The sequence below is a fragment of the Lelliottia sp. 489 genome, from assembly GCF_050435885.1.
GTDB lineage: Bacteria > Pseudomonadota > Gammaproteobacteria > Enterobacterales > Enterobacteriaceae > Enterobacter > Enterobacter nimipressuralis.
The window spans coordinates 251,427-274,139 of record NZ_JBNDLC010000003.1; the positions used below are offsets into that span (position 1 = coordinate 251,427).

Below are 22,713 nucleotides of genomic sequence, written 5' to 3' on the forward strand. Positions count from 1 at the left end.
CGGCAATCCGTTACCGACGACGCTGCCAGAGCCACAGCCCCGCAATTGCCAGCGCAAACAACCCACCGAACCCGACACCGATGCCCACGACCGGTAATCCCACTTTAACCGCCAGGGAATACAGCCCCAGCATCAGCAGCATCGCAGTGTTTTCACCGAGATTTTGCACCGCAATCGCATTACCCGCCCCGACGGTCTGTTTACCACGCTCCTGCAGGAGTGCGTTCAGCGGTACCACAAAGAAACCACCGAGCATCCCAATCAGGATCAGCAGCACGTAAGCCGGCAGCAGCGCATGTTGTAGGGAGAAAAACAGCACGCCGACGCCAATCAAAATCCCCGCAGGCATACAGCGCGATACGGTTTCCAGGGTGACCAGCTTCGCAGCCACACCGGCCCCGACCACAATCCCCACAGCGACCATCGCGTTGAGATAGGTGGGCGTGGCGTTATCGGTGATCCCGAGCGCCGTCGGCACCCACAATACCAGCAGGAAGCGCAGCGTCACGCCCGCGCCCCAGAACATGCTGGTGCCCAGCAGGGAGAAGCGCGTTTCGCCGTTACGCCACAGCACGCGGCAGGCATTGAAGAAACTGGCCGTCATCGGCGTAAAGCGCCAGGATTGCCCCGGACGCGCCACGGGCAGCGTCGGGATAAACAGGTTCGCCACGACTGCGCCCGCATACACCAGCGCACACACACCCAGCGCGGCCAGCACATGCCAGTCCGCCAGCACGCCGCCGGCGACGGAGCCGAGCAAAATGGCGGCAATCGTCGAGGACTCCATCAGGCCGTTGGCTTTAACCAGTTTGTCGCCGGTGGTCAGCTCCCCCAAAATCCCGTATTTCGCCGGTGAATACGCCGCCGCGCCAATCCCCACCAGCGTGTAGCCGATGAAGGGATTAAAGCCGAAGCAGATACTCGCCGCGCCCAGCAGTTTGAGACTGTTGGCGAACATCATCACGCGCCCTTTAGGGAAACTGTCAGCCACCTGCCCGACAAACGGCGCAAAAATGATGTAAGCACCCACAAACACCATCTGCAGGATGGGCTGGCTCCAGTCCGGATAAAACTCGGCTTTCAACAGCGCCAGCGTAGCAAACAGCAGCGCGTTATCGCCAAAGGCCGAAAGGAACTGAGCGCTGGTCACCGCCATCATGCCCTTCGACCACAGGGAGGTGTTAGTGTGTACTGACTCACGCATTATGCTGTTCCGCCTCATCAACCATGCCTTTCAGCGCGACAAAATCGGGTTTACCGCTGCCGAGCACCGGTAACTGCTTCAGATAACGAATATCGCGCGGCACGGCCAGCTCAGGCACGCCATGCTCGCGGGCGTAGTGCAGAAGCTGCTCGCGTTTCAGTTCGCTGTCGGTGGTAAAGAGCACCAGCGCTTCGCCTTTGCTGGCGTCGCTCTTAATCGCCGTGGCATGCATTTTGTCGGCAGAGACCGCCGTCGCCAGCTGTTCTACCATCTCAAGCGAAACCATCTCCCCGGCAATTTTGGCAAAGCGTTTGGCGCGGCCTTTGATTTGCACGAAGCCCTGCTCATCAAAGCGCACAATATCGCCCGTGTCATACCAGCCGGTTTCGACCTCGCCCTGCGCGTTTTCCGCCGTCGGCGCTTCAAGCACGCCTGGGTTTTCCACGCGCAGATAGCCATTCATCACATTTGGCCCTTTCAGCTGCAGGCGACCGCCATCTTCAATGCCCGGCACCGCTAACAGACGTGCGTCCATGCCCGGCAGAATGCGCCCGACCGTGCCAGGCTTCGCCGCCATCGGCACATTGATCGAGACCACCGGGGCACACTCTGTCACGCCGTAACCCTCAAGAATGCGCAGACCAAACTTGTCCTGCCAGATTTGACGGGTGCTGTCCTGCAGTTTCTCTGCTCCCGCCACCACGTAGCGCACACGGAAGAAATCATACGGATTGGCGAAACGCGCATAGCTGCCAAGAAACGTTGAGGTGCCAAACAGCACCGTACAGTTACGGTCATACACCAGTTCCGGTACAACACGGTAATGCAGCGGGCTGGGATAGAGGAACACCTCGGCGCCCGTGAACAGCGGCGTAAACAGCCCGACCGTCAGGCCAAAGGAGTGGAAAAGCGGCAGCGCCGACATAAAACGATCGTTCGCGGTGAAGTCGGCAATGGTTTTGATCTGCTCGACGTTCGCCAGAATACTTTTATGAGAGTGAACAACCCCCTTCGGATTGCCTTCAGAACCGGAGGTAAACAGAATAATGGCCGCATCTTCCGGCTGCTGTTTAACCTGCGCCAGACGTGGCGCCAGCAGATGGGCAAAGATCCACAGCTTATCGGCAAGGGTAACGTCAGCTTTTAAATCTTCGAGGAACACCCAGCGCACCTGCTTGAGCTGCTCCGGCAGATGCCAGAGTTTGCCTTTGTCGAGGAACTGGCGCGAAGTGAAAACGGTTTTGATCTCCGCAGCCGTTATCGCGCTGGTCAGCCCTTTCACTCCCGCCGTGTAGTTCATCATCGCCGGAATGCGTCCGCGTGACACCGCACCGAAAATCACCGCCGCGCTGATCCCGGCGTTAGGCAGCATAAGACCAATTTTTTCCCCGTGCTGGCTGTATTTTTCCAGAATACGGCCCACAAACAGGGTCTTGGTCAGCAGCTTGCGATAGGTATCGGGCGTGAAATTGATATCTTCAACGCAGTTTTTCTTCGCGCCAAAACGGTCCTGCGCGGAGAGAAGCGATTCATATAAGGTTTCGCGCGGGCGCACGGCCATGCGCGCTTCCATCATAATTTGATGGAGCATTTCGCCTGCGATCTTTCGGCGATCCCTTGCGCGCGGTGCTTCAGGCATCGGCAGCGTGGTCGGAGGCAAAATGTGGAGGGTGATTTGCGGGAACAGGCTCTGCTTCACTAGCCCTTTCAGACGGCTGAAATAGGTCAGCTCTGCCCCTTCGATGCGTAGCGGCACCACGGTGGCTTTCGATTTCGCCGCGACAAACCCCGCGCCGTCGTAGATTTTCATCAGCGAGCCGGTCACGGTAAGACGCCCTTCCGGGAAAATCACCACCGGACGGCCCTGCTCGATCAGGCGCACCAGATGTTTAATCATCATCGGTTTGGTCGGATCGAGGGGAACAAAATCAATCAGCGGCGCCAGCCAGCGCATAAACCACTTCTGGCTGATGGAGCTGTAGACCGCGAAGACCGGGCGGCCAGGCAGGAAAAGTGCCAGCAAAACGCCGTCGATAAAGGAGACGTGGTTTGGGGTGATGAGCACGCGCTCGCCGCGCAATGACTGAGTGTCCCCCGTCAGGCGGACGCGAAAGAGGATACGAAACAAGGTACGGAAGAACCCAAATAGCATTTCAACTCCCTTTGCCTGTTAAATTTTAGGGTTACGCTAAATTGTGGCAGATTACACGAGAAGTGCAGGCGGGAGGAGAGGTAGCGTATTTCAGGCGAAAAAAAACCTGCGCATCCGCGCAGGCTGGTGCAAGAGATGAGTACGAAACCGTACCAAGAATTCTCACCAATCAATACCTCTGGGATCTTGATTGTGGCTGCTGGCAATCCGCTTCGCCAGCGCGAAAACGCAAGGGAATGAGCCTAAGTGCAACCAGGTGTGAAAAATATCGATTGCTGTTACATGTTGAAGTTACAGACAAAAAAAACCTGCGTATGGACGCAGGTTGGTGTAATTCGTGTTAATCAACCGGAGTCGATTTCACCTATCAATACCTCTGGGATCTCGACTTTAGCAATCTGTTCACATTCTCCACCAGCAGACAATCGCAACAGCCTGCCGCAAAGTGTAAGCAAAGGTTCGCTTTGACATTATTCTGACACGCTTCCCCGTGTAACGATTACACTGTTTTCCCATGTTCTGCGTCACGTTTGCGAGGTGCATTGCGGGCTAGCCCTTGAATGCACCTCGGTTTTCCGCAACACTATTGAGTGTGTAAACGCTTACCCCCTAAAGAAGGTATTTAATGGCGACAATTAAGGATGTGGCTCGTCTGTCGGGTGTTTCTGTGGCGACCGTTTCTCGCGTCATCAACAATTCACCGAAAGCCAGCGATGCGTCCCGTCAGGCCGTGCAAAGCGCCATGGAAACCCTGAACTATCATCCCAACGCCAACGCGCGCGCCCTGGCGCAGCAGTCAACGGAAACCGTGGGTCTGGTGGTCGGCGACGTGTCGGATCCCTTTTTCGGCGCGATGGTCAAAGCGGTTGAACAGGTGGCGTACCAGACCGGCAATTTCCTGCTGATCGGCAACGGCTACCATAACGAACAAAAAGAGCGCCAGGCCATTGAGCAGCTGATACGCCATCGCTGCGCCGCCCTGGTGGTTCACGCCAAAGTCCTCCCCGACGCCGAACTGCTGCATCTGATGAAGCAGATCCCCGGCATGGTTCTGATTAACCGTATTATCCCCGGCTATGAGAAACGCTGCGTGGCGCTGGACGATCGCTACGGCGCCTGGCTTGCTACACGCCACCTGATCCAGCAGGGTCATACGCGCATTGGTTATCTCTGTTCAAACCACCAGATTTCCGATGCCGAAGATCGTCTGCGCGGCTATTACGATGCCCTGCGCGAAAGCGGCCTGCCGTGCAACGATCGTCTGGTCACCTATGGCGAACCCGACGAGAGCGGCGGCGAGCAGGCGATGACGGAGCTGTTAGGCCGTGGGCGGAATTTCACCGCCGTGGCCTGCTATAACGACTCGATGGCCGCGGGTGCGATGGGTGTGCTGAACGATAACGGTATCGACGTACCGGCAGAAATTTCGCTGATTGGTTTCGATGATGTGCTGGTCGCGCGCTATGTGCGCCCGCGCTTAACCACCGTGCGCTATCCGATTGTCACCATGGCAACGCAGGCCGCTGAACTGGCGCTGGCGCTGGCCGAAAAACGCCCGCCGCCAGATATCACTCATCTGTTCAGCCCGACGCTGGTTCGCCGTCACTCCGTGGTTGCCCCCGCAGATCCGGTCAGCGAATAGCGATAGAGATGGACGGTTTTATTCGGGTATTCCAGCGCATCGCCGATGTACTGCCAGCCGTAGCGCTCGTAAAAGTCCCGGCAGGCTGACCAGAGATGCAGCTCGGAATACCCGGCTTTTGCGGCATAGCCCATCACATGCTCCTGCAACTGCCCCGCCAGCCCTTTCCCGCGCGCGGCGTCATCAACGTACAGCGCCGCCAGCCACGGAAAGAGATCCTGGCGCGTCATCAAATCACAGCGCCATAAACCGACGGTGCCCAGCAGTGTTTCGCCCTCGACCGCCACAAACGTGAGCGGCAGTGCGCCCGGCGTCTGGCTGTGTTCGATGATGCTGTCAAAGAATTCACGCGGTAAACCGTCACCAAACGCCTGCCATAACCAGTCGGTTACGCGCTGGGCATGGTGCGCAGCGGCATAAAGGGGAATGATCTTCACACCAGTTTTCCCTGGAAAAGCGGGACAGATTCAAAAAGATAGCCGTCAAAATCCGGCGCGTCTTCATCCGACAGCTCCAGCAGGCTTTTTTTTACGTTTTCCAGGTGCTGGAACATGGCCTGCCACGCCCCCATCACGTCGCGACGACGCAGGGCCGCGAGAATGGTCTGGCGATCGCCAAGCCACTTCAGGCGATATGCGCGGCTGGCGATGTGAACGTTGAACTGCTGCCACAGCGGGCTGCTGTCCATGTGGTGCCAGACGCTCTCGACAGTCGCCAGCAGCATCTGGTTTTGCGTTGCGCCCGCTAGCACCAGGTGGAACATCTTGTTGTTATCCTGGCTGTGATCGTCGGCGGCAATCGCGCGCTGCTCCTGCTCGATGATGCGACGCAGATTATCAATATCCGCGCGGGTCGCCATTTTCGCGGCAAAGGCGGCAATATTGCTTTCAAGCAGCTGGCGCGCCTGCAAAATCTCAAACGGGCCGACGTCGCTATTTAAAAAGCGCTCTTCCTCGTTTTCGTGCTCTTCGGGGATGCGCATCACGTAAACGCCGGAACCCTGACGGATATCGACGGTACCCTGCAACTCCAGCATGAGTAAGGCTTCGCGCACGATGGTGCGGCTGACGCCGTACGTCTCGGCGATATTGCGCTCAGGCGGCAGACGGGACCCCACAGGATAGTGACCGTCGATGATTTGCGTGCGCAGATCATCGCCAATCTCCTGGTACTGTTTTTTTTCTGGCGGAACGACGGCCTTCTCCACGATTTCACCTGTACTGACAGTTGAGTTGACGCTCGGGCCGGGCATCCTCCCGGCCAGTTGGCGGCTATTTTACCAGAACCTGCGTCGTGATTAGCCTATTTCCATTCATCATCGACAGTCAGCGTCAGCGTGCGTTCATCGCCCAGCTTTCGGAACCACGCCGCCGACTTTTTCGCCCGGCGGGCGCGGTTATCGGCCAGATCGATTTCAATCAGGCCATAGCGGTTTTTGAACGCGTTCATCGGCGAGACGTTATCGGTGAACGCCCACAGCATATAGCCGTGGCAGTTTGCCCCCTCTTCGCGCGCCAGCAGCGTGTAATAGAGGTGCTCGCTGATAAACGCGATACGATAATCGTCGGCAATAACCCCGTCGCTGCCCCGGAACTGCCCTTCGTTTTCCACGCCCATTCCGCTTTCCGCCACAAACCACGGGATGTTGCGATAGTCGTTTTTGATACGCATCGCCATGTCGTAGATGATTCGTGGATAAATTTCCCAGCCGCGCGAGGCGTTCATTTTGCGCCCCGGCAGCTCGAACGGCTCGTAGTAGTAGGCCGGATGGAAGGGCGTTTCCGGATGCCAGGCCCGCGACGGGGCTTTGACCCGGTGCGGATAATAAAGGTTGATCCCCAGCTCGTCGACGGTGTTTTCGGCAATGATTGCCAGCTCATCCGCGCTGTACTCCCACTGCACATGGTGCTGCTCAAGTAAGGTAAACAGCGCCTGTGGATAGCGCCCATGTACCAGTGGCTCGAGAAAGACGCGGTTATAGAACAGATCGTAGATTTCTGCCGCGCGCACGTCATGGGGCGCTTTCGAGCGCGGATAGGTCACTTCCGGGTTCAGGATACAGCCCACGGTTCCCCGGTAGCCTTTCTCACGGAACAGCTTCACCACTTTCGCCGTCGCCAGCACTTTGTGATGGTTCCACTGCATCCAGGTGCCTGTGTTCTGCTCGTAGGGCCAGCGCAGCGCGTCGAGATAAACACGCGTCTGCACCACAATCGGCTCGTTGAAGGTGAACCAGCGCGTCACTTTCCCGTGATAACGTGCAAACACTTTTTCGGCGTAACGCACAAAGAGTTCCACCACCTGCTTTGAGGCCCAGCCGCCGTAGGTTTCCAGCAGCGCGCCCGGTAGCTCGTAGTGCTCCAGGCAGATCATCGGCTCGATGCCCTGAAGGTGCATTTCGTCGAACAGAGCGTCGTAATACGCCGCGTACTCTTCATCGACGGTCACGTTTTCGTAATCGGTCAAAAACCGCGACCAGTTGATAGAGGTGCGATAGTGCGTCAGCCCGGCCTGTTTCATCAGCGCCACGTCTTCGCGGAAGCGGTTGATAAAATCGGTCGCCACCGCCGGGCCGTAGCCGTTATGCCAGACGTGACGATCGTTTTTGTACCAGAGATCGATCCACGAATCCTGCCCCTCTTTTTTGCCGCTCCAGCCTTCCGTTTGCCAGGCCGACGCGGCGGCACCCAGAATAAAATCCTGCGGGATCGAGATGTGTTTTGTGCTCATGAGATCCTCATACGTTATTTGTCGCTTGCTGGCTTTGCGCCTGCAGGGCCGCCTGCTCCGCGCGGCGTGAGGCAATTTTCACGAACGGCAGATAGATCAGCACGGCGGTGACGATACAGATCAGCTGGGTGATCACCGCTCCCATCGATCCCGCCGTCGACAGCCAGGCGTTAATCAGCGGAGGCGTAGTCCACGGCACCATCACCACGGCTTTTCCGGCGAAACCGGTGACCGTCGCGAAATAGCCAATCGAGCCGGTTACCAGCGGAGTGATGATGAACGGGATCGCAAGGATGGGGTTGAGCATGATTGGCATACCGAAGATCACTGGCTCGTTGATGTTAAAAATCCCCGGCCCGATAGAGAGCTTGGCGATCTCACGCATCTCTTTGCGCTTCGTGCCAATCATCACCGCGATCAGCAGGCCGATGGTCAAACCCGATCCGCCGATGCTCATGTACACATCCCAGAACGGCATAGTGATGATGTTGGGGATCTCTTTGCCCTGCTCAAAGGCGCTCATGTTGACGGTGATCGCCCCCAGCAGCAGTGGCTCGCGGATCGGTTTGATCATCTGATTACCGTGGATGCCGATCACCCAGAAAAGCTGCGCGACGAACATCAGCAACAGAATACCCGGCAGGCTCTGCACCACGCGCTCAAGCGGCTGCTGCACCACCTGATAGACCGCGTCATACAGGTACATGCCGGTCAGTTGATGGAAGATAAAACCGAAGGTCGCAATGGCGGTGGTGGTGATAATCGCCGGGATCAGCGCCGAGAACGACGCCGAAACGTTCGGCGGGACCGTATCAGGCATTTTGATTTTCAGCCCTGGACGGTTTTCCAGCCAGCAGTAAACCTCGACGGAGAGAATGGCAATAAACATGCCGAGGAACAGGCTGCGGGTATCCGAGAACTGGCGCAGCAGCACGTCTTTCACCACGTGCATCTGCCCGTCGACCAGCATTTCGACGGTGGTCGGCGTGACACAGATAAAGCAGATCACTGCCAGCAGGCCCGGAAACAGTGATTTGATACCGTTGATACGCCCAAGCTCAATACCAATTAAAAACACCGCGCCAATGTTGAGAAAATTCAGCGTGGCGTAGTTTATCGCGCTGGTGATCGGCTTAAGCGCCGCCAGAAACGAGAGGGACTGGAAGCTCGCGAGGCCGTTTTTTGGGTCCAGCACCATGTTGGAAATCAGCACCGAGAAGGCGCCCACAATGATGACCGGCATTAAGGTAATGAACGAAGATTTTATCGCCATGATATAGCGATAGCTGTTGAATTTAGTGGCGAAACTGCCCAGAGCGTCGATCAGTTTTTCCTGCACTGCCATAAGGTAATACCTCAGTAAAAGGGCTTTTATACCCGTCGCCTTTCACGTTGCAGGGTTTTAGCTGCACTCACTCACCCGAACCGCTGCCTAACGTAAGCGCATCGGGATGGGTAAGGGTGCCGCCGTCCTGCCACATGAAGCCGCCTGGATAGAGAATAAGGTGTACAGCCGGATACTATTGGCATACCAAAAATAGCTTCAGGTCGCTCAGGGTTCTGTGATTCAACTCTCAATGCGGCCAGAGGTATTCCAAATCATGATTTTTCACCACTTTGGTATGCCAGTTACCCCGTTTTATGCTGAACCGTGATCGCGATAGGGATTTTCCCCTCGCCGTCTCGCTTATGCGCCTGAGGGTCTGTGATAAACTGCGGACGATTACGTGAATGCAGGAATGTCTAATGGCAACAATGCTGGATGTCTCACTACGCGCGGGTGTGTCGAAAGCCACGGTATCGCGCGTGCTGAATGGCACAGGTCAGGTCAAAGAGAGTACGCGTCAGCAGGTATTTAACGCGATGGAAGAGCTGGGCTATCGCCCAAATTTCCTCGCGCAGTCGCTGGCGAACCAGACCAGCAACAGCATTGGTCTGGTGGTCTCAACCTTTGACGGTTTTTACTTTGGTCGTCTGCTGCAGCAGGCGTCGCGCCAGACGGAAACGCACGGCAAGCAGCTGATCGTCACCGACGGCCACGACGCGCCTGAGCGTGAAGAGCAGGCGGTGCAAATGCTGGCAGACCGCCAGTGCGACGCCATTGTGCTGTACACGCGCTATATGAGCGAAAAAGCGATCATGAAGCTTATCAACAGCGTGAAAATGCCGCTGGTGGTGATTAACCGCGACGTCAGTCTGGCGCGCGATCGATGCGTGTTTTTCGAGCAGCAGGAAGCGGCGTTTAAAGCGGTCGATTATCTGATTAGCCAGGGCCATCGGGAGATCGCCTGCATTACAGTGCCGATTCATACGCCAACGGGTAAAGCACGTCTGATGGGCTATCGTCAGGCGCTGGAAAAACACGGCATTGCCTGGGACGATCGTCGGGTGAAGTATGGGGATGCGGGCATGACGCGGGGATATGAGCTGTGCAACGAGCTGCTCAGCGAGAAAGTCCCGTTTACCGCCCTGTTTGCCTGTAACGATGATATGGCGCTCGGGTCGTCCAAAGCGCTGCATCAGGCCGGGCTGCATATTCCGCAGGACATTTCGCTGTTTGGTTTTGACGACGCACCGAGCGCCAAATGGCTGGAACCCGCCCTCTCCACCGTCTATCTGCCAATCGATAATATGATCGTCACGGCTATCGATCAGGCGGTTCGGCTGGCTAACCACCAGCCGATCGAGACGATCCCGCCGTTTACCGGTACGCTCATGTTGCGCGATTCGGTCACGACAGGGCCGTTTTACACCTCAAAATAGTTCGAGCGCGAGCAGCTCTTCAATGGTCTGGCGACGGCGAATCAGCCGCGCCACGCCGTTATCGAACAGCACTTCCGGCAGCAACGGACGGCTGTTGTAGTTGGACGACATCGACGCGCCATATGCCCCCGTATCGTGCAGCACCAGATAATCCCCCGGCGCAACGACAGGCAGCGCGCGAGTTTCCACTTTGCCCCCTTCCTGCTGGGTAAAGACATCGCCCGATTCGCACAGCGGACCGGCGACCACGGTATCAACCCGCGGCGCCTGCGTTAAATCACGACCATCCGCCGCCAGCGCGGTAATGTGGTGATAGCTGCCGTACATCGCCGGGCGCATCAGATCGTTAAAGCCTGCATCCACCAGCACGAAGTGTCGGCTACCCATCGCCTTCACGCTGCGGACCTGAGTAACCAGCACGCCGGACTCTGCCACCAGGAAACGTCCCGGCTCGATTTCCAGTTTAACCGCATGGCCCAGATGGGCGGCAATTTTGTCGCGCGCCGCGCTCCAGAGGCCGTAGTAGTGAGCTGTATCGATTGCCTCTTCCCCTTCGCGATACGGGATCGACAGGCCGCCACCGGCGGAGATCGCCTCCAGATCCTGACCGAATTCGATCACCTGGCGTACCATCGCGCCGCACACCTGCTCAAGATGACCGTAGTCGACGCCGGAACCGATGTGCATGTGAATGCCCACCAGCGTCAGGTTGTAGCGCTGCAGCACTTCCAGCGCCGCAGGGAGGTCGGTATACCAGATGCCGTGCTTGCTGTTTTCACCGCCGGTGTTGGTTTTCTGGCTGTGCCCGTGACCAAAACCCGGATTGACTCGCAGCCACACGCGGTGGCCCGGTGAAACTTGCCCCAGCTGTTCCAGCATATCCACCGAACCGGCGTTGACCGGGATCTGCAGCTCATGCACGCGGGCGAGCGTCGCGCTGTCAATCACGTCAGCGGTGAAGACAATCGCCTCGCTGTCGTGCTTCGGATCGTACCCCGCCGCCAGCGCACGTTCGATTTCACCCAGCGAAACGGAATCCACTTTCACGCCCTGCTCGCGCATCAGACGCAGAATATGGATGTTCGAACAGGCTTTCTGCGCGAAACGCACCACGTCAAACTGATGCAGCGCCGCAATCTTTTCGCGAACGATCTGCGCGTCATAAACCCAGACCGGGCAGCCAAACTCAGCGGGTAAGCGCAGCAGGTTCTCGGCATTCAGATCGGTATCGGTACTGTTCAGTGGGCGTGGCATGGTGTTCTCCGGGTAACGTCATTTTTTAACATTACGCCACAGCGCGAAGAGAATAAAAAATATCGTTTTATCGCGAGTCTATGCAAAAATGATATGGCTTACCGATCAAAACAGGTGCCCTATGCCCGCCGTTAACCTACGTCATATCGAAATTTTTCACGCGGTGATGACCACCGGTAATCTGACCGAAGCCGCGCAGATGCTGCACACCTCGCAGCCCACGGTGAGCCGCGAGCTGGCGCGGTTTGAAAAAGTGCTGGGGCTAACGCTGTTTGAGCGTACGCGCGGCAGGCTGCATCCGACGGTGCAGGGTTTGCGCTTGTTCGAAGAAGTTCAGCGCTCGTGGTACGGCCTGGACCGCATCGTCAGTGCAGCGGAGAGTCTGCGGGAATTCCGCCAGGGCGAGCTGTCGATTGTCTGCCTGCCGGTCTTTTCCCAGTCGTTCCTGCCGCCGCTGATTCAGCCGTTTCTCGCCCGCTATCCCGACGTGAACCTCACTATTGTGCCGCAGGAGTCGCCGCTGCTTGAAGAGTGGCTCTCGGCACAGCGCCACGATTTAGGCCTGACCGAAACCCTGGTCACACCTGCGGGAACGGAGCGCACTGAACTGCTGTCTCTGGATGAAGTCTGCGTGCTGCCTGAGGGCCACCGCCTTGCCAGCAAAAACGTGCTGACACCGGCGGATTTCCACGGCGAAAACTATATCAGCCTGTCACAGACCGACAGTTACCGACAGCTGCTGGATACGCTGTTCCAGGAACATCAGGTGAAACGACGGATGGTGGTGGAGACCCACAGCGCGGCGTCCATTTGCGCGATGGTGCGGGCGGGCGTGGGAATTGCGGTGGTGAATCCGCTCACGGCGCTGGACTATGCCGCAAGCGGGATTGTGATCCGCCGCTTTAGCATTTCCGTTCCCTTTACCGTGAGCCTGATTCGTCCGCTGCATCGTCCGGCGTCTGCGCTGGTCGATGCATTTACGGCGCATCTGGTGGAGCACTCCCACCGGGTGGCGCAGCAGTTACCGGACCTGCAAAACTAACCTCTTACGACAGCATAAACTCGACGGCATCGGCGGCATGAATTGCCGTGGTGTCAAAGACCGGGAGCGCGCTGTCGTCAGCCGGAACCAGCAGGCCAATCTCGGTGCAGCCAAATATCACCCCTTCGGCGCCCTGCTCCGCGAGTTTATCGATCACGTCGAGATAATAGTGGCGCGAGGCGTCGCTGAAGGTACCGAGGCACAACTCTTCAAAGATGATCTGGTTGATGCGCGCCCTGTCGGCCTCGGTGGGGATTAGGCTTTCAATGCCGAACTGTGACTCCAGTCGCCCACGATAGAAATCTTGCTCCATGGTGTAGCGCGTTCCCAGGAGTGCCACGCGCGTCATCCCGCTGGCGGTTATGGCCCGCCCGGTGGCATCGGCGATATGCAGGAACGGCAGCGAGCAGCTTTCCTCAATATGTGACGCCACTTTGTGCATGGTGTTGGTACAGAGCAAAATGCCATCCGCGCCCGCACGCTCCAGCCCGAGGGCCGCTTGTGCGAGGATCTCCCCCGCTTTATCCCACTCACCGCTGGCCTGGCAGGCCTCAATCTCATGGAAATCGACGCTGTGCAGCAGCAGACTCGCCGAATGCAGGCCGCCGAGACGTTGTTTGATGCCTTCATTAATCAGGCGATAATAAGGAATGGTGGACTCCCAGCTCATTCCTCCCAGCAGACCGATCGTTTTCATATGTTCTCCTGTTCAGATTTCTCCAGTGAAGCAAACTTGTGATCCTGTTTCCAGTTATTTGGCTTGCCGTTTCCTTTTCACTCGCGCTGATATAAATTAATTAAAACAATGTTTCACTAATTAACAGGACACCACGATGTTTATTTTCCACAAAGAGACACAGCTTGAGGATCTGGGCAATGGCGTGACGCGTCGTATTCTGGCGCACGACGGCAAGATGATGGCGGTGGAAGTCAATTTTGAGCAGGGGGCGATTGGGCCAATGCACAACCATCCGCACGAACAGTTAACCTACGTGCTCTCCGGCGAATTCGAGTTCACCATTGGCGAAGAGAAACACGTGGTGACGGCGGGCGACACTCTCTATAAAGAGCCGCACGTGATGCACGGCTGCGTGTGCCTGAAACCGGGCACGCTGCTGGATACCTTCACCCCCGTGCGCGAAGATTTCCTGAAATAAATAAAAAAGGGCGGTCGTTACTCCGCCCTTCTCGTCATCAATGTGATTTAGTTCGTCGCCAGTTCATGCTCTGGTAGCGGTGAACGTGCATGCATTGCCTCACGAATCAGCACGCTGCCACAAGCCACGATTCCGCCGATCAGAGCGGCCAGGATAATGATCAGAGCCTTGCCCGGTCCGTCTTTTTTCACCGGCATCGACGGCGAAAGCTGATACTTGAACGGTTCAAAATTCACATCATTGATGGAGAGCTTCTCCAGCTGAGCCAGATGGTATTCGCGGTTCTGGAAATCGGCGTTCAGCTCGGCCACATCTTTCAACGATTTCTCAATTCGCAGCTTCTGCGCAATCCCGTCCGCGCCCAGCGCGATGGAGTAATCAGGATCATCTTTTACCGCCTGACCATTGCTGTAGACCGGCTTTTTGATTCCGGCGGCGTTCGCCACTTCCAGAGAGTAGTTAAGGCGCTGAAGATTGGTGTTATGGATTGTCGTCAGACGGACACGGTCCAGCTCCAGCCGCTCTTTTTCCATCTGCGTTTTCAGTTCCAGCGCGTTACGCACGTTGAGCATCGTCTCTTTCTCAACGATGGCAGAGATGTAATCGATGTACCCTTTCAGCACGATCTGCGCGTCTTGCGCCGTCGGCGCGCTAAAACTCAACGTCCATGACGCGTAGGGCGCTTTATCGGAATTTTTGGCTGCTGCGTTATCGGTCGCGGTCATTCGTTCGGCAATATTCACCGCCGCGCGATGCAAGTCCTGCGGATCGATCTCAGCATCTTTTAACTGCGCCATCACGAAGGGGGAGGTCTTCAGATACTCTTCCAGCAGCGACTGAGACTGAAACTTTTTGATAAACAGGTTAAAAACGTCCGAACGCTTAACGCTGACATCGACATCCAGCACCTGCAGCGCGATCAGCATTTTCTGCACGTCACTCCACTGGGTTTGCTCCGCGGGAGTCACTACCGCTTTACTGGTCCACTTTTGTGGCATCAGGAAGGCGGCGATAAGCCCCACGACAGCAAAAGCGAAAACCACAGCAATAATCCGCTTTCTGGCGGCAAATAAGATTTCGAAGAGCCCCAGGAGGTCAATTTCTTTCTGGGCAACGACCGGGGGTGGATAACTGGCAAAATGCAGCTCCGTGCTTTTTTTGATATCCATAGCAGACATTCTAATTCTTCTGGTTGAGTTGCAGTGAAATCCTGCCAATCACAGTTAGGTGAAATGGATGATACCCGAAACTAAGAATCATCTGAATGTGCGTTTGCAAAAAATGAGGAATGCGCTACGAAATTTAGTAGTTAGTCGCAATGAGTTATTGAATGTTACAAAGACACATGTTTCACCCGTCACCGATCTCCTCCTTCGGCTTTTCTTCTGTCTAAAAGTCAAAATTGCCAGCCACCTCACCTTATTGAAACAGCGTTTCGACAGCGATCACATTTCCATCATTAATAGAATGACGCAGAAACAAATCGCAATAAAATAAATTAAAACGATGTTTTACAAATCAAGAACAACGGTTCGTTTGTTTTTGAAACCCAGACAAGGCGTGTCCAAATGGAATGATAAAACATCTTATTTATCAGCAGGTAAATGGAGTAGACCTCGTGCGACGCACACCGAACACTCGCTTCCCCGTCTCGTAAAACCGATGCGGGTAGCAGCACCACCAGCAGATTCCGTTTTAAACCATTGATTGCCAGGTAGGTATGTATGAATGAAAACAAAATGCTGGGGCTAGCGTGGATATCACCCTACATAATCGGGTTGATAATCTTTACCGCGTTTCCCTTTGTTTCATCTTTCTTTCTCAGTTTCACTGATTACGATCTGATGAGCCCGCCGGTATTTAACGGCATTGAAAACTACCGCTACATGTTTACAGAAGATACCCTCTTCTGGAAATCCATGGGCGTCACCTTTGCCTATGTATTTTTGACCATCCCGCTGAAGCTGGCCTTTGCGCTGGGAATTGCGTTTGTCCTGAACTTTAAATTACGCGGCATTGGATTCTTCCGAACAGCCTATTATATTCCATCAATCCTCGGCAGCTCCGTCGCTATTGCCGTTCTGTGGCGCGCGCTGTTTGCGATTGATGGCCTGCTGAACAGCTTTATCGGTGTATTTGGGCTGGACCCGGTGAACTGGCTCGGTGAACCGTCTCTGGCGCTGATGTCCGTCACCTTACTGCGCGTCTGGCAGTTTGGTTCCGCGATGGTCATCTTCCTGGCTGCTCTGCAAAACGTTCCGCAGTCTCAGTATGAAGCGGCGATGATCGACGGTGCTTCCAAATGGCAGATGTTCATGAAAGTGACCGTGCCGCTGATTACGCCGGTGATCTTCTTCAACTTCATTATGCAGACCACCCAGGCGTTCCAGGAATTTACCGGTCCGTACGTGATAACGGGCGGTGGACCAACCTATTCGACCTATCTGTTCTCGCTTTACATCTACGACACCGCCTTCAAGTACTTTGATATGGGTTACGGCGCAGCGCTGGCCTGGATCCTGTTCCTGGTCGTCGCGGTCTTTGCCGCTATCGCCTTTAAATCTTCGAAATACTGGGTGTTCTACTCTGCCGATAAGGGAGGCAAAAATGGCTGATATTCAGGAACTCTCCACGGCGAGAAGCATCGCGGAACGCGAAGTGGCCCGCACGCTGCGCAAAGAGAAAATCAACGCCAGTATCCGCTACGTGATCCTGCTGTTTGTTGGCCTGCTGATGCTCTATCCGCTGGTGTGGATGTTCTCGGCGTCGTTCAAACCGAACCACGAGATCTTCACCACCCTGAGCCTGTGGCCCGCACACGCCACCTGGGACGGCTTTATCAACGGCTGGAAAACCGGTACCGAGTACAACTTTGGCCATTACATGCTGAACACCTTTAAGTATGTGATCCCGAAAGTGATTCTGACCATTATCTCCTCCACCATCGTGGCGTACGGCTTTGCCCGCTTCGAGATCCCCTGGAAGAAATTCTGGTTCGCCACGCTCATCACCACCATGCTCCTGCCGAGCACCGTACTGCTGATCCCGCAGTACCTGATGTTCCGCGAAATGGGCATGCTGAACAGCTATATGCCGCTGTACCTGCCGCTGGCGTTCGCCACCCAAGGGTTCTTCGTCTTCATGCTGATTCAGTTCCTGCGCGGTGTTCCGCGTGACATGGAAGAGGCCGCACAGATCGACGGCTGCAACTCCCTGCAGGTGCTGTGGTATGTGGTGGTGCCGATTCTGAAACCGGCCATTATCTCCGTCGCATTGTTCCAGTTCATGTGGTCAATGAACGACTTCATCGGGCCGCTGATTTATGTCTACAGCGTGGATAAATACCCGATTGCACTGGCTCTGAAAATGTCCATCGACGTCACCGAAGGTGCGCCGTGGAACGAAATTCTGGCAATGGCGAGCATCTCCATTCTGCCATCCATCATTGTCTTCTTCCTGGCACAGCGCTACTTCGTACAGGGCGTAACCAGCAGCGGAATTAAAGGTTAAGAGGGAAATATCATGGCTGAAGTTATTTTCAACAAACTGGAAAAGGTTTACTCCAACGGCTTCAAAGCGGTACATGCTATCGACCTGAAAATCGCTGAAGGGGAATTTATGGTGATCGTCGGGCCATCCGGCTGCGCCAAATCGACCACTCTGCGTATGCTGGCGGGTCTTGAGACCATCAGCGGTGGCGAAGTCCGCATCGGTGAGAAGATCGTCAACAACCTCGCGCCAAAAGAGCGCGGAATTGCGATGGTGTTCCAGAACTACGCGCTCTATCCGCACATGACCGTGCGTGAAAACCTGGCCTTCGGTCTGAAGCTCAGCAAAATGCCGAAAGATCAGATTGAAGCACAGGTCAACGAAGCCGCGAAAATCCTCGAACTGGAAGAGTTGCTGGACCGTTTACCGCGCCAGCTCTCCGGCGGCCAGGCACAGCGTGTGGCCGTGGGCCGCGCCATCGTCAAAAAACCTGACGTGTTCCTGTTCGATGAACCGCTCTCCAACCTCGACGCCAAGCTGCGCGCCTCGATGCGTATCCGTATTTCTGACCTGCACAAACAGCTGAAGAAATCCGGTAAACCGGCGACCACCGTTTACGTCACCCACGATCAGACGGAAGCGATGACCATGGGCGACCGCATCTGCGTGATGAAACTCGGTCACATCATGCAGGTGGATACCCCGGACAACCTCTACCACAAACCGAAAAACATGTTCGTGGCCGGGTTTATCGGCGCGCCTGAGATGAATATTCGCGCCACTCGACTGGTCGATCAGCAGGGCCGTCTGGCGCTGAGCATCGGCAATGAAACGATGCCATTAAGCGAAACCCTGCACGACAAAGTGGTCGGCCATCAGGCGCAAGACACCTTCTACGGCATCCGCCCGGAATTCGTCTCTGTCTCTGACGAGCCGTTCGCAGAAGGTAGCTGCAGCGGCGAGCTGGTACGCGTAGAGAACATGGGTCACGAGTTCTTCGTCTACCTGAAAGTCTCTGATTACGAACTGACTGCCCGAATTCCTTCCGATGAAGCTAAGCCTATGATTGATAAAGGACTTCATCGTAAGGTGTATTTCAAGTTTGATATGAATAAGTGCCACATTTTTGATGCAAAAACTGAACTGAACATCTCAATCTAACTGGAGTTATAAAAATGAAAAAAGTGCTTTTAAGCGCAGCAATCTCCGCTACCCTGGGCCTTACTGCTTTGCCATCGATGGCGCAAGATGTTGATTTACGTATGTCCTGGTGGGGGGGTAATGGCCGCCATCAGGTTACCCTGAAAGCGTTAGAAGAGTTCCACAAACAGCATCCGGACATTAACGTCAAAGCCGAATACACCGGCTGGGACGGCCACCTGTCGCGTCTGACCACCCAGATTGCAGGCGGCACCGAGCCGGACGTCATGCAGACTAACTGGAACTGGCTGCCGATCTTCTCGAAAACCGGCGACGGCTTCTACGATCTCAACAAAATGAAAGATGTGATCGACTTAAGTCAGTTCGATGCCAAAGAGCTGCAGTCCACCACTGTCGACGGCAAGCTGAACGGTATTCCGATCTCCGTGACCGCGCGCGTGTTCTATTTTAACGATGAGACCTGGAAAAAAGCGGGCGTCGAATACCCGAAAACCTGGGACGAGCTGAAAGCAGCCGGGAAAGCTTTTGAGAGCAAACTGGGTAAACAGTATTACCCGGTGGTTCTGGAACATCAGGACACGCTGGCGCTGCTGAACTCCTACATGATTCAGAAATACAACATTCCAGCCGTTGACGAAAAAGCGAAAAAATTCTCCTACAGCAAAGAGCAGTGGGTGGAATTCTTCCAGACTTACAAAGATCTGGTGGATAGCCACGTGATGCCAGACACCAAATACTACGCGTCATTCGGCAAGAGCAACATGTATGAAATGAAACCGTGGATTCAGGGTGAATGGGGTGGTACCTACATGTGGAACTCCACCATTAACAAGTATTCCGACAACTTGAAGCCACCAGCGAAACTGGAGCTGGGCAGCTACCCAATGCTGCCAGGCGCAACGGATGCGGGCCTGTTCTTCAAACCGGCGCAGATGCTCTCTATCGGTAAATCGAGCAAAAACCCGGAAGCCGCAGCAAAAGTCATTAACTTCCTGCTGAACAGCAAAGAAGGGGTGGATACGCTGGGTCTGGAGCGCGGCGTGCCGCTGAGTAAAGTGGCGGTGAAATACCTGACAGAAGACGGCACCATCAAAGAGAACGATCCGGCCGTCGCGGGCTTGCGCCTGGCGCAGTCTCTGCCAGCTAAACTCTCTGTCTCGCCATACTTTGACGACCCGCAGATCGTGGCGCAGTTCGGCACCTCCCTGCAGTATCTCGACTACGGTCAGAAATCCGTGGAAGAGACGGCAACCGACTTCCAGCGTCAGGCTGAACGTATCCTGAAACGCGCGATGCGCTAATTCCTGTGACCTTCCCTGCCCTGCCACCTCCGGTGGCAGGGTATTTTTTTATCCGGAGAACACGCTATGAAAGGCAAAATCATCCCGCTGAATTTTCGCACGCGCCAGGACAGTGAAACGGGGCACGAGGTGATACGGATGACGCCCCCGCACATCATTTGTCATCGCAACTACTTCTATCAAAAGTGTTTTACTCAGGACGGCAGCAAGCTGATTTTTGGCGGCGCGTTTGAGGGCCACTGGAACTACTACCTGCTCGATATCGCCAGACAGCAGGCCACCCAGCTCACCGACGGTGCGGGTGATAACACCTTTGGCGGGTTCTTATCTCATGATGATAACGCGCTGTGGTATGTGAAAAACAACCGCGAACTGCGGCACGTCTGTCTCGACAGTTTCGAAGAGCAGATTGTGTATGCGGTCGACGACGAGTGGGTGGCGTATGGCACCTGGGTCGCGAATTCAGACTGTACAAAACTGGTCGGGGTCGAAATCAAAAAGCGTGACTGGCAGCCGTTGACCGACTGGAGCAAGTTCCGCGCCTTTTACTTTACCCAGCCCGAATGCCGCCTGATCAATATTGATCTACGCACCGGCGAGCAGCAGGTGATTTTGCAGGAAAAACGCTGGCTCGGGCATCCGATCTATCGTCCGTTTGACGACAGCACAGTCGCGTTTTGCCACGAAGGACCGCGCGATGCCATCGACGCCCGCATGTGGCTCATCAATCCCGACGGCAGCCAGCTTCGCAAGGTGCGCCAGCATGCGCCGGGGGAAAGTTTTACCCATGAATTCTGGGTGCCGGATGGTTCCACGCTCTATTACGTCGCGCACAAGGAGAACGATCCCCAGCGCTATCTTTGCAGCGCCGATCCACTGACGCTGGAAAATCGTCAGCTGATGGCAATCCCGCCCTGTTCGCATCTGATGAGTAACCACGACGGCTCACTGATCGTGGGCGACGGCGCGCCGCACAACACGGGCGATATCAGCCTGAACGATCCTTTTATCTGGGTATTTAATATTGCGACCGGAACGCAACACGCCGTTTGCCAGCATAACACCAGCTGGAAAGTGCTTGATGGGGACCGCCAGGTGACGCATCCACACCCGTCGTTCTCGCCGGATAATCAGTGGGTGTTGTATACGTCGGATGAGGAAGGGATGCCGGCGTTGTATTTAGCGCGAGTGTAAAAAAAGCCCGGCAGGCGAAGCGCTGCCGGGCAGCAATAATCAGACGCCGATATTGCGTAACTTCTCCCCCGCCATCAGCTTGCGTTCGATATGTTCCAGCGTGACGTTTTTGGTTTCAGGAATCAGCCAGAACGTGATGCCGATAAACGCCACATTCAGCACCGTATAGAGCCAGAAGGTTCCCGCTGCACCGATGGAGTCGAGCAGCGTCAGGAAGGTCGCGCCGATAATCATGTTCGACACCCAGTTGGTGGTGGTGGAACAAGTGATACCAAAGTCGCGGCACTTCAGCGGCTGAATTTCCGAGCACAGGATCCACACGACCGGCGCAGCGCTCATCGCGTAGCCCGCGATGCACATCATGGTCATGCCGACGGAGAGCCAGGAGAGACTGCTGGAGGCCGTGCCGTTATCGAACTGCATCAGACAGTAGCCGAGGATCAGCGTTCCGAGCGCCATCACGCTGAAACCAATTTTCAGCGCCGGTTTGCGCCCCGCTTTATCGACGGTAAATACGGCGATAAAGGTGGCGAACATAAAGGTCAGGCCCACCACCAGCGTGGCGATCATCTGCTGTTCGGTGGTGGTAAAACCGGCCATTTTGAAAATGCGCGGCGCGTAATACATGATGATGTTCATCCCGGTAAACTGCTGCATCGCCTGCAGCAGCATCCCAAGAAACACCGCGCGGCGCACGTTGCGGTTGGCTTTAAACAGCGACCAGCCGCCCTGCTTCAGCTTCAGGCTTTCGCGGATTTCGTTCAGCTCTTCACGCGCTTTTTCCGAGGTATCGCGCAGCATCCGCAGCACTTCTTCCGCCTCCACGTGGCGCCCTTTTTGGGCCAGCCAGCGTGGGCTGTTCGGCAAGAAAATCACCAGCACCATCAGCAGTACGGCGGGCAGCGCCAGCACGCCCAGCATTGCGCGCCAGTTGCCGCTATAGCTGAAATAGGTGTCCGAAAGAAATGCCAGCACGATACCCAGCGTCACCATCAGCTGATACATGCTGATCATTTTTCCGCGCACGTTTTCACTCGCCATTTCAGAGAGGTAGAGCGGGGCCGTGTAGGACGCAATCCCCACCGCTACACCCAGCAGCACGCGGGAAAGCAGTAACGCTTCAACGCCTGTGGCAAACGCGGAACCGAGCGAACCGGCGACAAACAGCACTGCCCCCACCATCAGGCTGTATTTGCGCCCCAGCCGGAAAGAGAGCCAGCCGTTGAACAGGGCACCCAGCGCCGCGCCGAGCATCATGCTGCTCACCACCCACTCCTGCAGACGGCTGCTAAGCGTAAAGTGGTCGGTGATAAACGGCAGCGCACCGGCGATCACGCCGATATCCAGCCCAAACAGTAAACCGGCCACCGCCGCTGAAACGGACACGAACAGATTCATTCTGCGGGTATCGCGCAGGGCGCGGGGCATAAAGGTAGAGTCATTGATAGATGTCATAATTTCCTGCCTGAACAGCGTTAAGACGTTAACTGAAATTACGAGAAAGCCAGCAAAAGTGTCAGGCCGTTAGACGCGAAGTTATGGATTATTTGGCTGGGCAGTAGCGTTCTGTGATGGACATTACAATTTCAACTCTGGGTAATTAATCACCATTTATTGTTAATGC

Annotated in this window: 19 protein-coding genes; 9 read left to right on the forward strand and 10 right to left on the reverse strand. The window is 55.6% G+C overall.

Annotation, left to right across the window (positions count from 1 at the left end):
- Positions 1 to 10 precede the first annotated feature (10 nt).
- Both lplT and aas read right to left on the reverse strand, forming a co-directional pair.
- Complete coding sequence (gene lplT, locus ABIE11_RS12440) at positions 11 to 1,204, reverse strand: lysophospholipid transporter LplT (protein WP_123428624.1); 1,194 nt, start codon at positions 1,202 to 1,204, stop codon at positions 11 to 13.
- On the reverse strand, positions 1,197 to 3,356 hold the full coding sequence (aas, locus tag ABIE11_RS12445) for a bifunctional acyl-ACP--phospholipid O-acyltransferase/long-chain-fatty-acid--ACP ligase (protein WP_429184601.1): 2,160 nt from the start codon (positions 3,354 to 3,356) through the stop codon (positions 1,197 to 1,199). The genes lplT and aas overlap by 8 nt, the downstream gene beginning before the upstream one ends.
- A gap of 625 nt (positions 3,357 to 3,981) precedes the next feature.
- On the opposite strand from aas, the gene galR reads away from it, so the two are divergent.
- The gene (galR, locus tag ABIE11_RS12450; RefSeq protein WP_100779077.1) at positions 3,982 to 4,998 is read left to right on the forward strand and encodes an HTH-type transcriptional regulator GalR; all 1,017 of its coding nucleotides are present in this window, start codon (positions 3,982 to 3,984) and stop codon (positions 4,996 to 4,998) included.
- Here galR and ABIE11_RS12455 read toward each other — a convergent pair.
- From ABIE11_RS12455 to ABIE11_RS12470, 4 genes are all read right to left on the reverse strand, one after another.
- The gene (locus ABIE11_RS12455) at positions 4,959 to 5,435 is read right to left on the reverse strand and encodes a GNAT family N-acetyltransferase (RefSeq protein ID WP_429184602.1); all 477 of its coding nucleotides are present in this window, start codon (positions 5,433 to 5,435) and stop codon (positions 4,959 to 4,961) included. The two genes, galR and ABIE11_RS12455, sit on opposite strands and share 40 nt — an antisense overlap.
- Positions 5,432 to 6,205, reverse strand: a complete 774-nt coding sequence (locus ABIE11_RS12460) for a GntR family transcriptional regulator (protein ID WP_100779075.1) — start codon at positions 6,203 to 6,205, stop codon at positions 5,432 to 5,434. The genes ABIE11_RS12455 and ABIE11_RS12460 overlap by 4 nt, the downstream gene beginning before the upstream one ends.
- A gap of 95 nt (positions 6,206 to 6,300) precedes the next feature.
- Positions 6,301 to 7,728 carry a glycoside hydrolase family 1 protein gene (locus ABIE11_RS12465; protein WP_429184603.1) on the reverse strand — a complete coding sequence of 476 codons (1,428 nt, stop codon included), beginning with the start codon at positions 7,726 to 7,728 and terminating at the stop codon, positions 6,301 to 6,303.
- A 7-nt stretch (positions 7,729 to 7,735) separates the two neighbouring features.
- On the reverse strand, positions 7,736 to 9,073 hold the full coding sequence (locus tag ABIE11_RS12470; RefSeq protein WP_129035083.1) for a PTS sugar transporter subunit IIC: 1,338 nt from the start codon (positions 9,071 to 9,073) through the stop codon (positions 7,736 to 7,738).
- Between the two features lie 401 nt (positions 9,074 to 9,474).
- On the opposite strand from ABIE11_RS12470, the gene ABIE11_RS12475 reads away from it, so the two are divergent.
- Positions 9,475 to 10,491 (forward strand): LacI family DNA-binding transcriptional regulator, encoded by a 1,017-nt coding sequence (locus ABIE11_RS12475; RefSeq protein ID WP_107702910.1) that lies wholly within the window; start codon positions 9,475 to 9,477, stop codon positions 10,489 to 10,491.
- On the opposite strand, the gene lysA is transcribed toward ABIE11_RS12475, so the two are convergent.
- Complete coding sequence (lysA, locus tag ABIE11_RS12480; protein WP_231275083.1) at positions 10,483 to 11,745, reverse strand: diaminopimelate decarboxylase; 1,263 nt, start codon at positions 11,743 to 11,745, stop codon at positions 10,483 to 10,485. The genes ABIE11_RS12475 and lysA overlap by 9 nt on opposite strands.
- A gap of 121 nt (positions 11,746 to 11,866) precedes the next feature.
- Between lysA and ABIE11_RS12485 the strand changes: the two genes are divergently transcribed.
- The gene (locus tag ABIE11_RS12485; protein WP_314523685.1) at positions 11,867 to 12,787 is read left to right on the forward strand and encodes a LysR family transcriptional regulator; all 921 of its coding nucleotides are present in this window, start codon (positions 11,867 to 11,869) and stop codon (positions 12,785 to 12,787) included.
- 4 nt (positions 12,788 to 12,791) lie between these two features.
- Here ABIE11_RS12485 and ABIE11_RS12490 read toward each other — a convergent pair whose 3' ends face one another.
- Complete coding sequence (locus tag ABIE11_RS12490) at positions 12,792 to 13,484, reverse strand: aspartate/glutamate racemase (protein ID WP_429184604.1); 693 nt, start codon at positions 13,482 to 13,484, stop codon at positions 12,792 to 12,794.
- 136 nt (positions 13,485 to 13,620) lie between these two features.
- Between ABIE11_RS12490 and ABIE11_RS12495 the strand changes: the two genes are divergently transcribed.
- Entirely contained in the window at positions 13,621 to 13,944 is a 324-nt protein-coding gene (locus tag ABIE11_RS12495) for a cupin domain-containing protein (RefSeq protein WP_102104682.1), read from the forward strand.
- Between the two features lie 47 nt (positions 13,945 to 13,991).
- Here ABIE11_RS12495 and wzz(fepE) read toward each other — a convergent pair whose 3' ends face one another.
- Positions 13,992 to 15,122, reverse strand: coding sequence for an LPS O-antigen length regulator Wzz(fepE) (wzz(fepE), locus tag ABIE11_RS12500; RefSeq protein ID WP_107702907.1), 1,131 nt, complete (start codon positions 15,120 to 15,122; stop codon positions 13,992 to 13,994).
- A 546-nt stretch (positions 15,123 to 15,668) separates the two neighbouring features.
- Between wzz(fepE) and ABIE11_RS12505 the strand changes: the two genes are divergently transcribed.
- The 5 genes from ABIE11_RS12505 (at position 15,669) to ABIE11_RS12525 (ending at position 21,089) form a co-directional block, all read left to right on the forward strand.
- Positions 15,669 to 16,559 (forward strand): carbohydrate ABC transporter permease, encoded by an 891-nt coding sequence (locus ABIE11_RS12505; protein ID WP_100779065.1) that lies wholly within the window; start codon positions 15,669 to 15,671, stop codon positions 16,557 to 16,559.
- Complete coding sequence (locus ABIE11_RS12510; RefSeq protein WP_100779064.1) at positions 16,552 to 17,454, forward strand: carbohydrate ABC transporter permease; 903 nt, start codon at positions 16,552 to 16,554, stop codon at positions 17,452 to 17,454. The genes ABIE11_RS12505 and ABIE11_RS12510 overlap by 8 nt, the downstream gene beginning before the upstream one ends.
- A 12-nt stretch (positions 17,455 to 17,466) precedes the next feature.
- The gene (locus ABIE11_RS12515; RefSeq protein ID WP_102104684.1) at positions 17,467 to 18,594 is read left to right on the forward strand and encodes an ABC transporter ATP-binding protein; all 1,128 of its coding nucleotides are present in this window, start codon (positions 17,467 to 17,469) and stop codon (positions 18,592 to 18,594) included.
- 14 nt (positions 18,595 to 18,608) lie between these two features.
- Positions 18,609 to 19,895, forward strand: a complete 1,287-nt coding sequence (locus tag ABIE11_RS12520) for an ABC transporter substrate-binding protein (RefSeq protein ID WP_102104685.1) — start codon at positions 18,609 to 18,611, stop codon at positions 19,893 to 19,895.
- Positions 19,896 to 19,961: 66 nt separating this feature from the next.
- Positions 19,962 to 21,089, forward strand: a complete 1,128-nt coding sequence (locus ABIE11_RS12525; protein WP_429184605.1) for an oligogalacturonate lyase family protein — start codon at positions 19,962 to 19,964, stop codon at positions 21,087 to 21,089.
- Positions 21,090 to 21,128: 39 nt separating this feature from the next.
- Here ABIE11_RS12525 and araE read toward each other — a convergent pair whose 3' ends face one another.
- Positions 21,129 to 22,547: an arabinose-proton symporter AraE gene (gene araE, locus ABIE11_RS12530; RefSeq protein ID WP_255409579.1), complete on the reverse strand. Its 1,419-nt coding sequence runs from the start codon at positions 22,545 to 22,547 to the stop codon at positions 21,129 to 21,131.
- Positions 22,548 to 22,713 lie beyond the last annotated feature (166 nt).

What these genes read in the sequence shown, in the direction of transcription:
- ABIE11_RS12495 (WP_102104682.1), top strand. Translation starts at nt 13,621, where the DNA reads ATGTTTATTTTCCACAAAGAGACACAGCTTGAGGATCTGGGCAATGGC.
- ABIE11_RS12465 (WP_429184603.1), bottom strand. Translation starts at nt 7,728, where the DNA reads ATGAGCACAAAACACATCTCGATCCCGCAGGATTTTATTCTGGGTGCC.
- ABIE11_RS12475 (WP_107702910.1), top strand. Translation starts at nt 9,475, where the DNA reads ATGGCAACAATGCTGGATGTCTCACTACGCGCGGGTGTGTCGAAAGCC.
- ABIE11_RS12510 (WP_100779064.1), top strand. Translation starts at nt 16,552, where the DNA reads ATGGCTGATATTCAGGAACTCTCCACGGCGAGAAGCATCGCGGAACGC.
- ABIE11_RS12470 (WP_129035083.1), bottom strand. Translation starts at nt 9,073, where the DNA reads ATGGCAGTGCAGGAAAAACTGATCGACGCTCTGGGCAGTTTCGCCACT.
- ABIE11_RS12525 (WP_429184605.1), top strand. Translation starts at nt 19,962, where the DNA reads ATGAAAGGCAAAATCATCCCGCTGAATTTTCGCACGCGCCAGGACAGT.
- aas (WP_429184601.1), bottom strand. Translation starts at nt 3,356, where the DNA reads ATGCTATTTGGGTTCTTCCGTACCTTGTTTCGTATCCTCTTTCGCGTC.
- ABIE11_RS12520 (WP_102104685.1), top strand. Translation starts at nt 18,609, where the DNA reads ATGAAAAAAGTGCTTTTAAGCGCAGCAATCTCCGCTACCCTGGGCCTT.
- galR (WP_100779077.1), top strand. Translation starts at nt 3,982, where the DNA reads ATGGCGACAATTAAGGATGTGGCTCGTCTGTCGGGTGTTTCTGTGGCG.
- lplT (WP_123428624.1), bottom strand. Translation starts at nt 1,204, where the DNA reads ATGCGTGAGTCAGTACACACTAACACCTCCCTGTGGTCGAAGGGCATG.
- ABIE11_RS12515 (WP_102104684.1), top strand. Translation starts at nt 17,467, where the DNA reads ATGGCTGAAGTTATTTTCAACAAACTGGAAAAGGTTTACTCCAACGGC.
- lysA (WP_231275083.1), bottom strand. Translation starts at nt 11,745, where the DNA reads ATGCCACGCCCACTGAACAGTACCGATACCGATCTGAATGCCGAGAAC.
- ABIE11_RS12505 (WP_100779065.1), top strand. Translation starts at nt 15,669, where the DNA reads ATGAATGAAAACAAAATGCTGGGGCTAGCGTGGATATCACCCTACATA.
- ABIE11_RS12485 (WP_314523685.1), top strand. Translation starts at nt 11,867, where the DNA reads ATGCCCGCCGTTAACCTACGTCATATCGAAATTTTTCACGCGGTGATG.
- ABIE11_RS12490 (WP_429184604.1), bottom strand. Translation starts at nt 13,484, where the DNA reads ATGAAAACGATCGGTCTGCTGGGAGGAATGAGCTGGGAGTCCACCATT.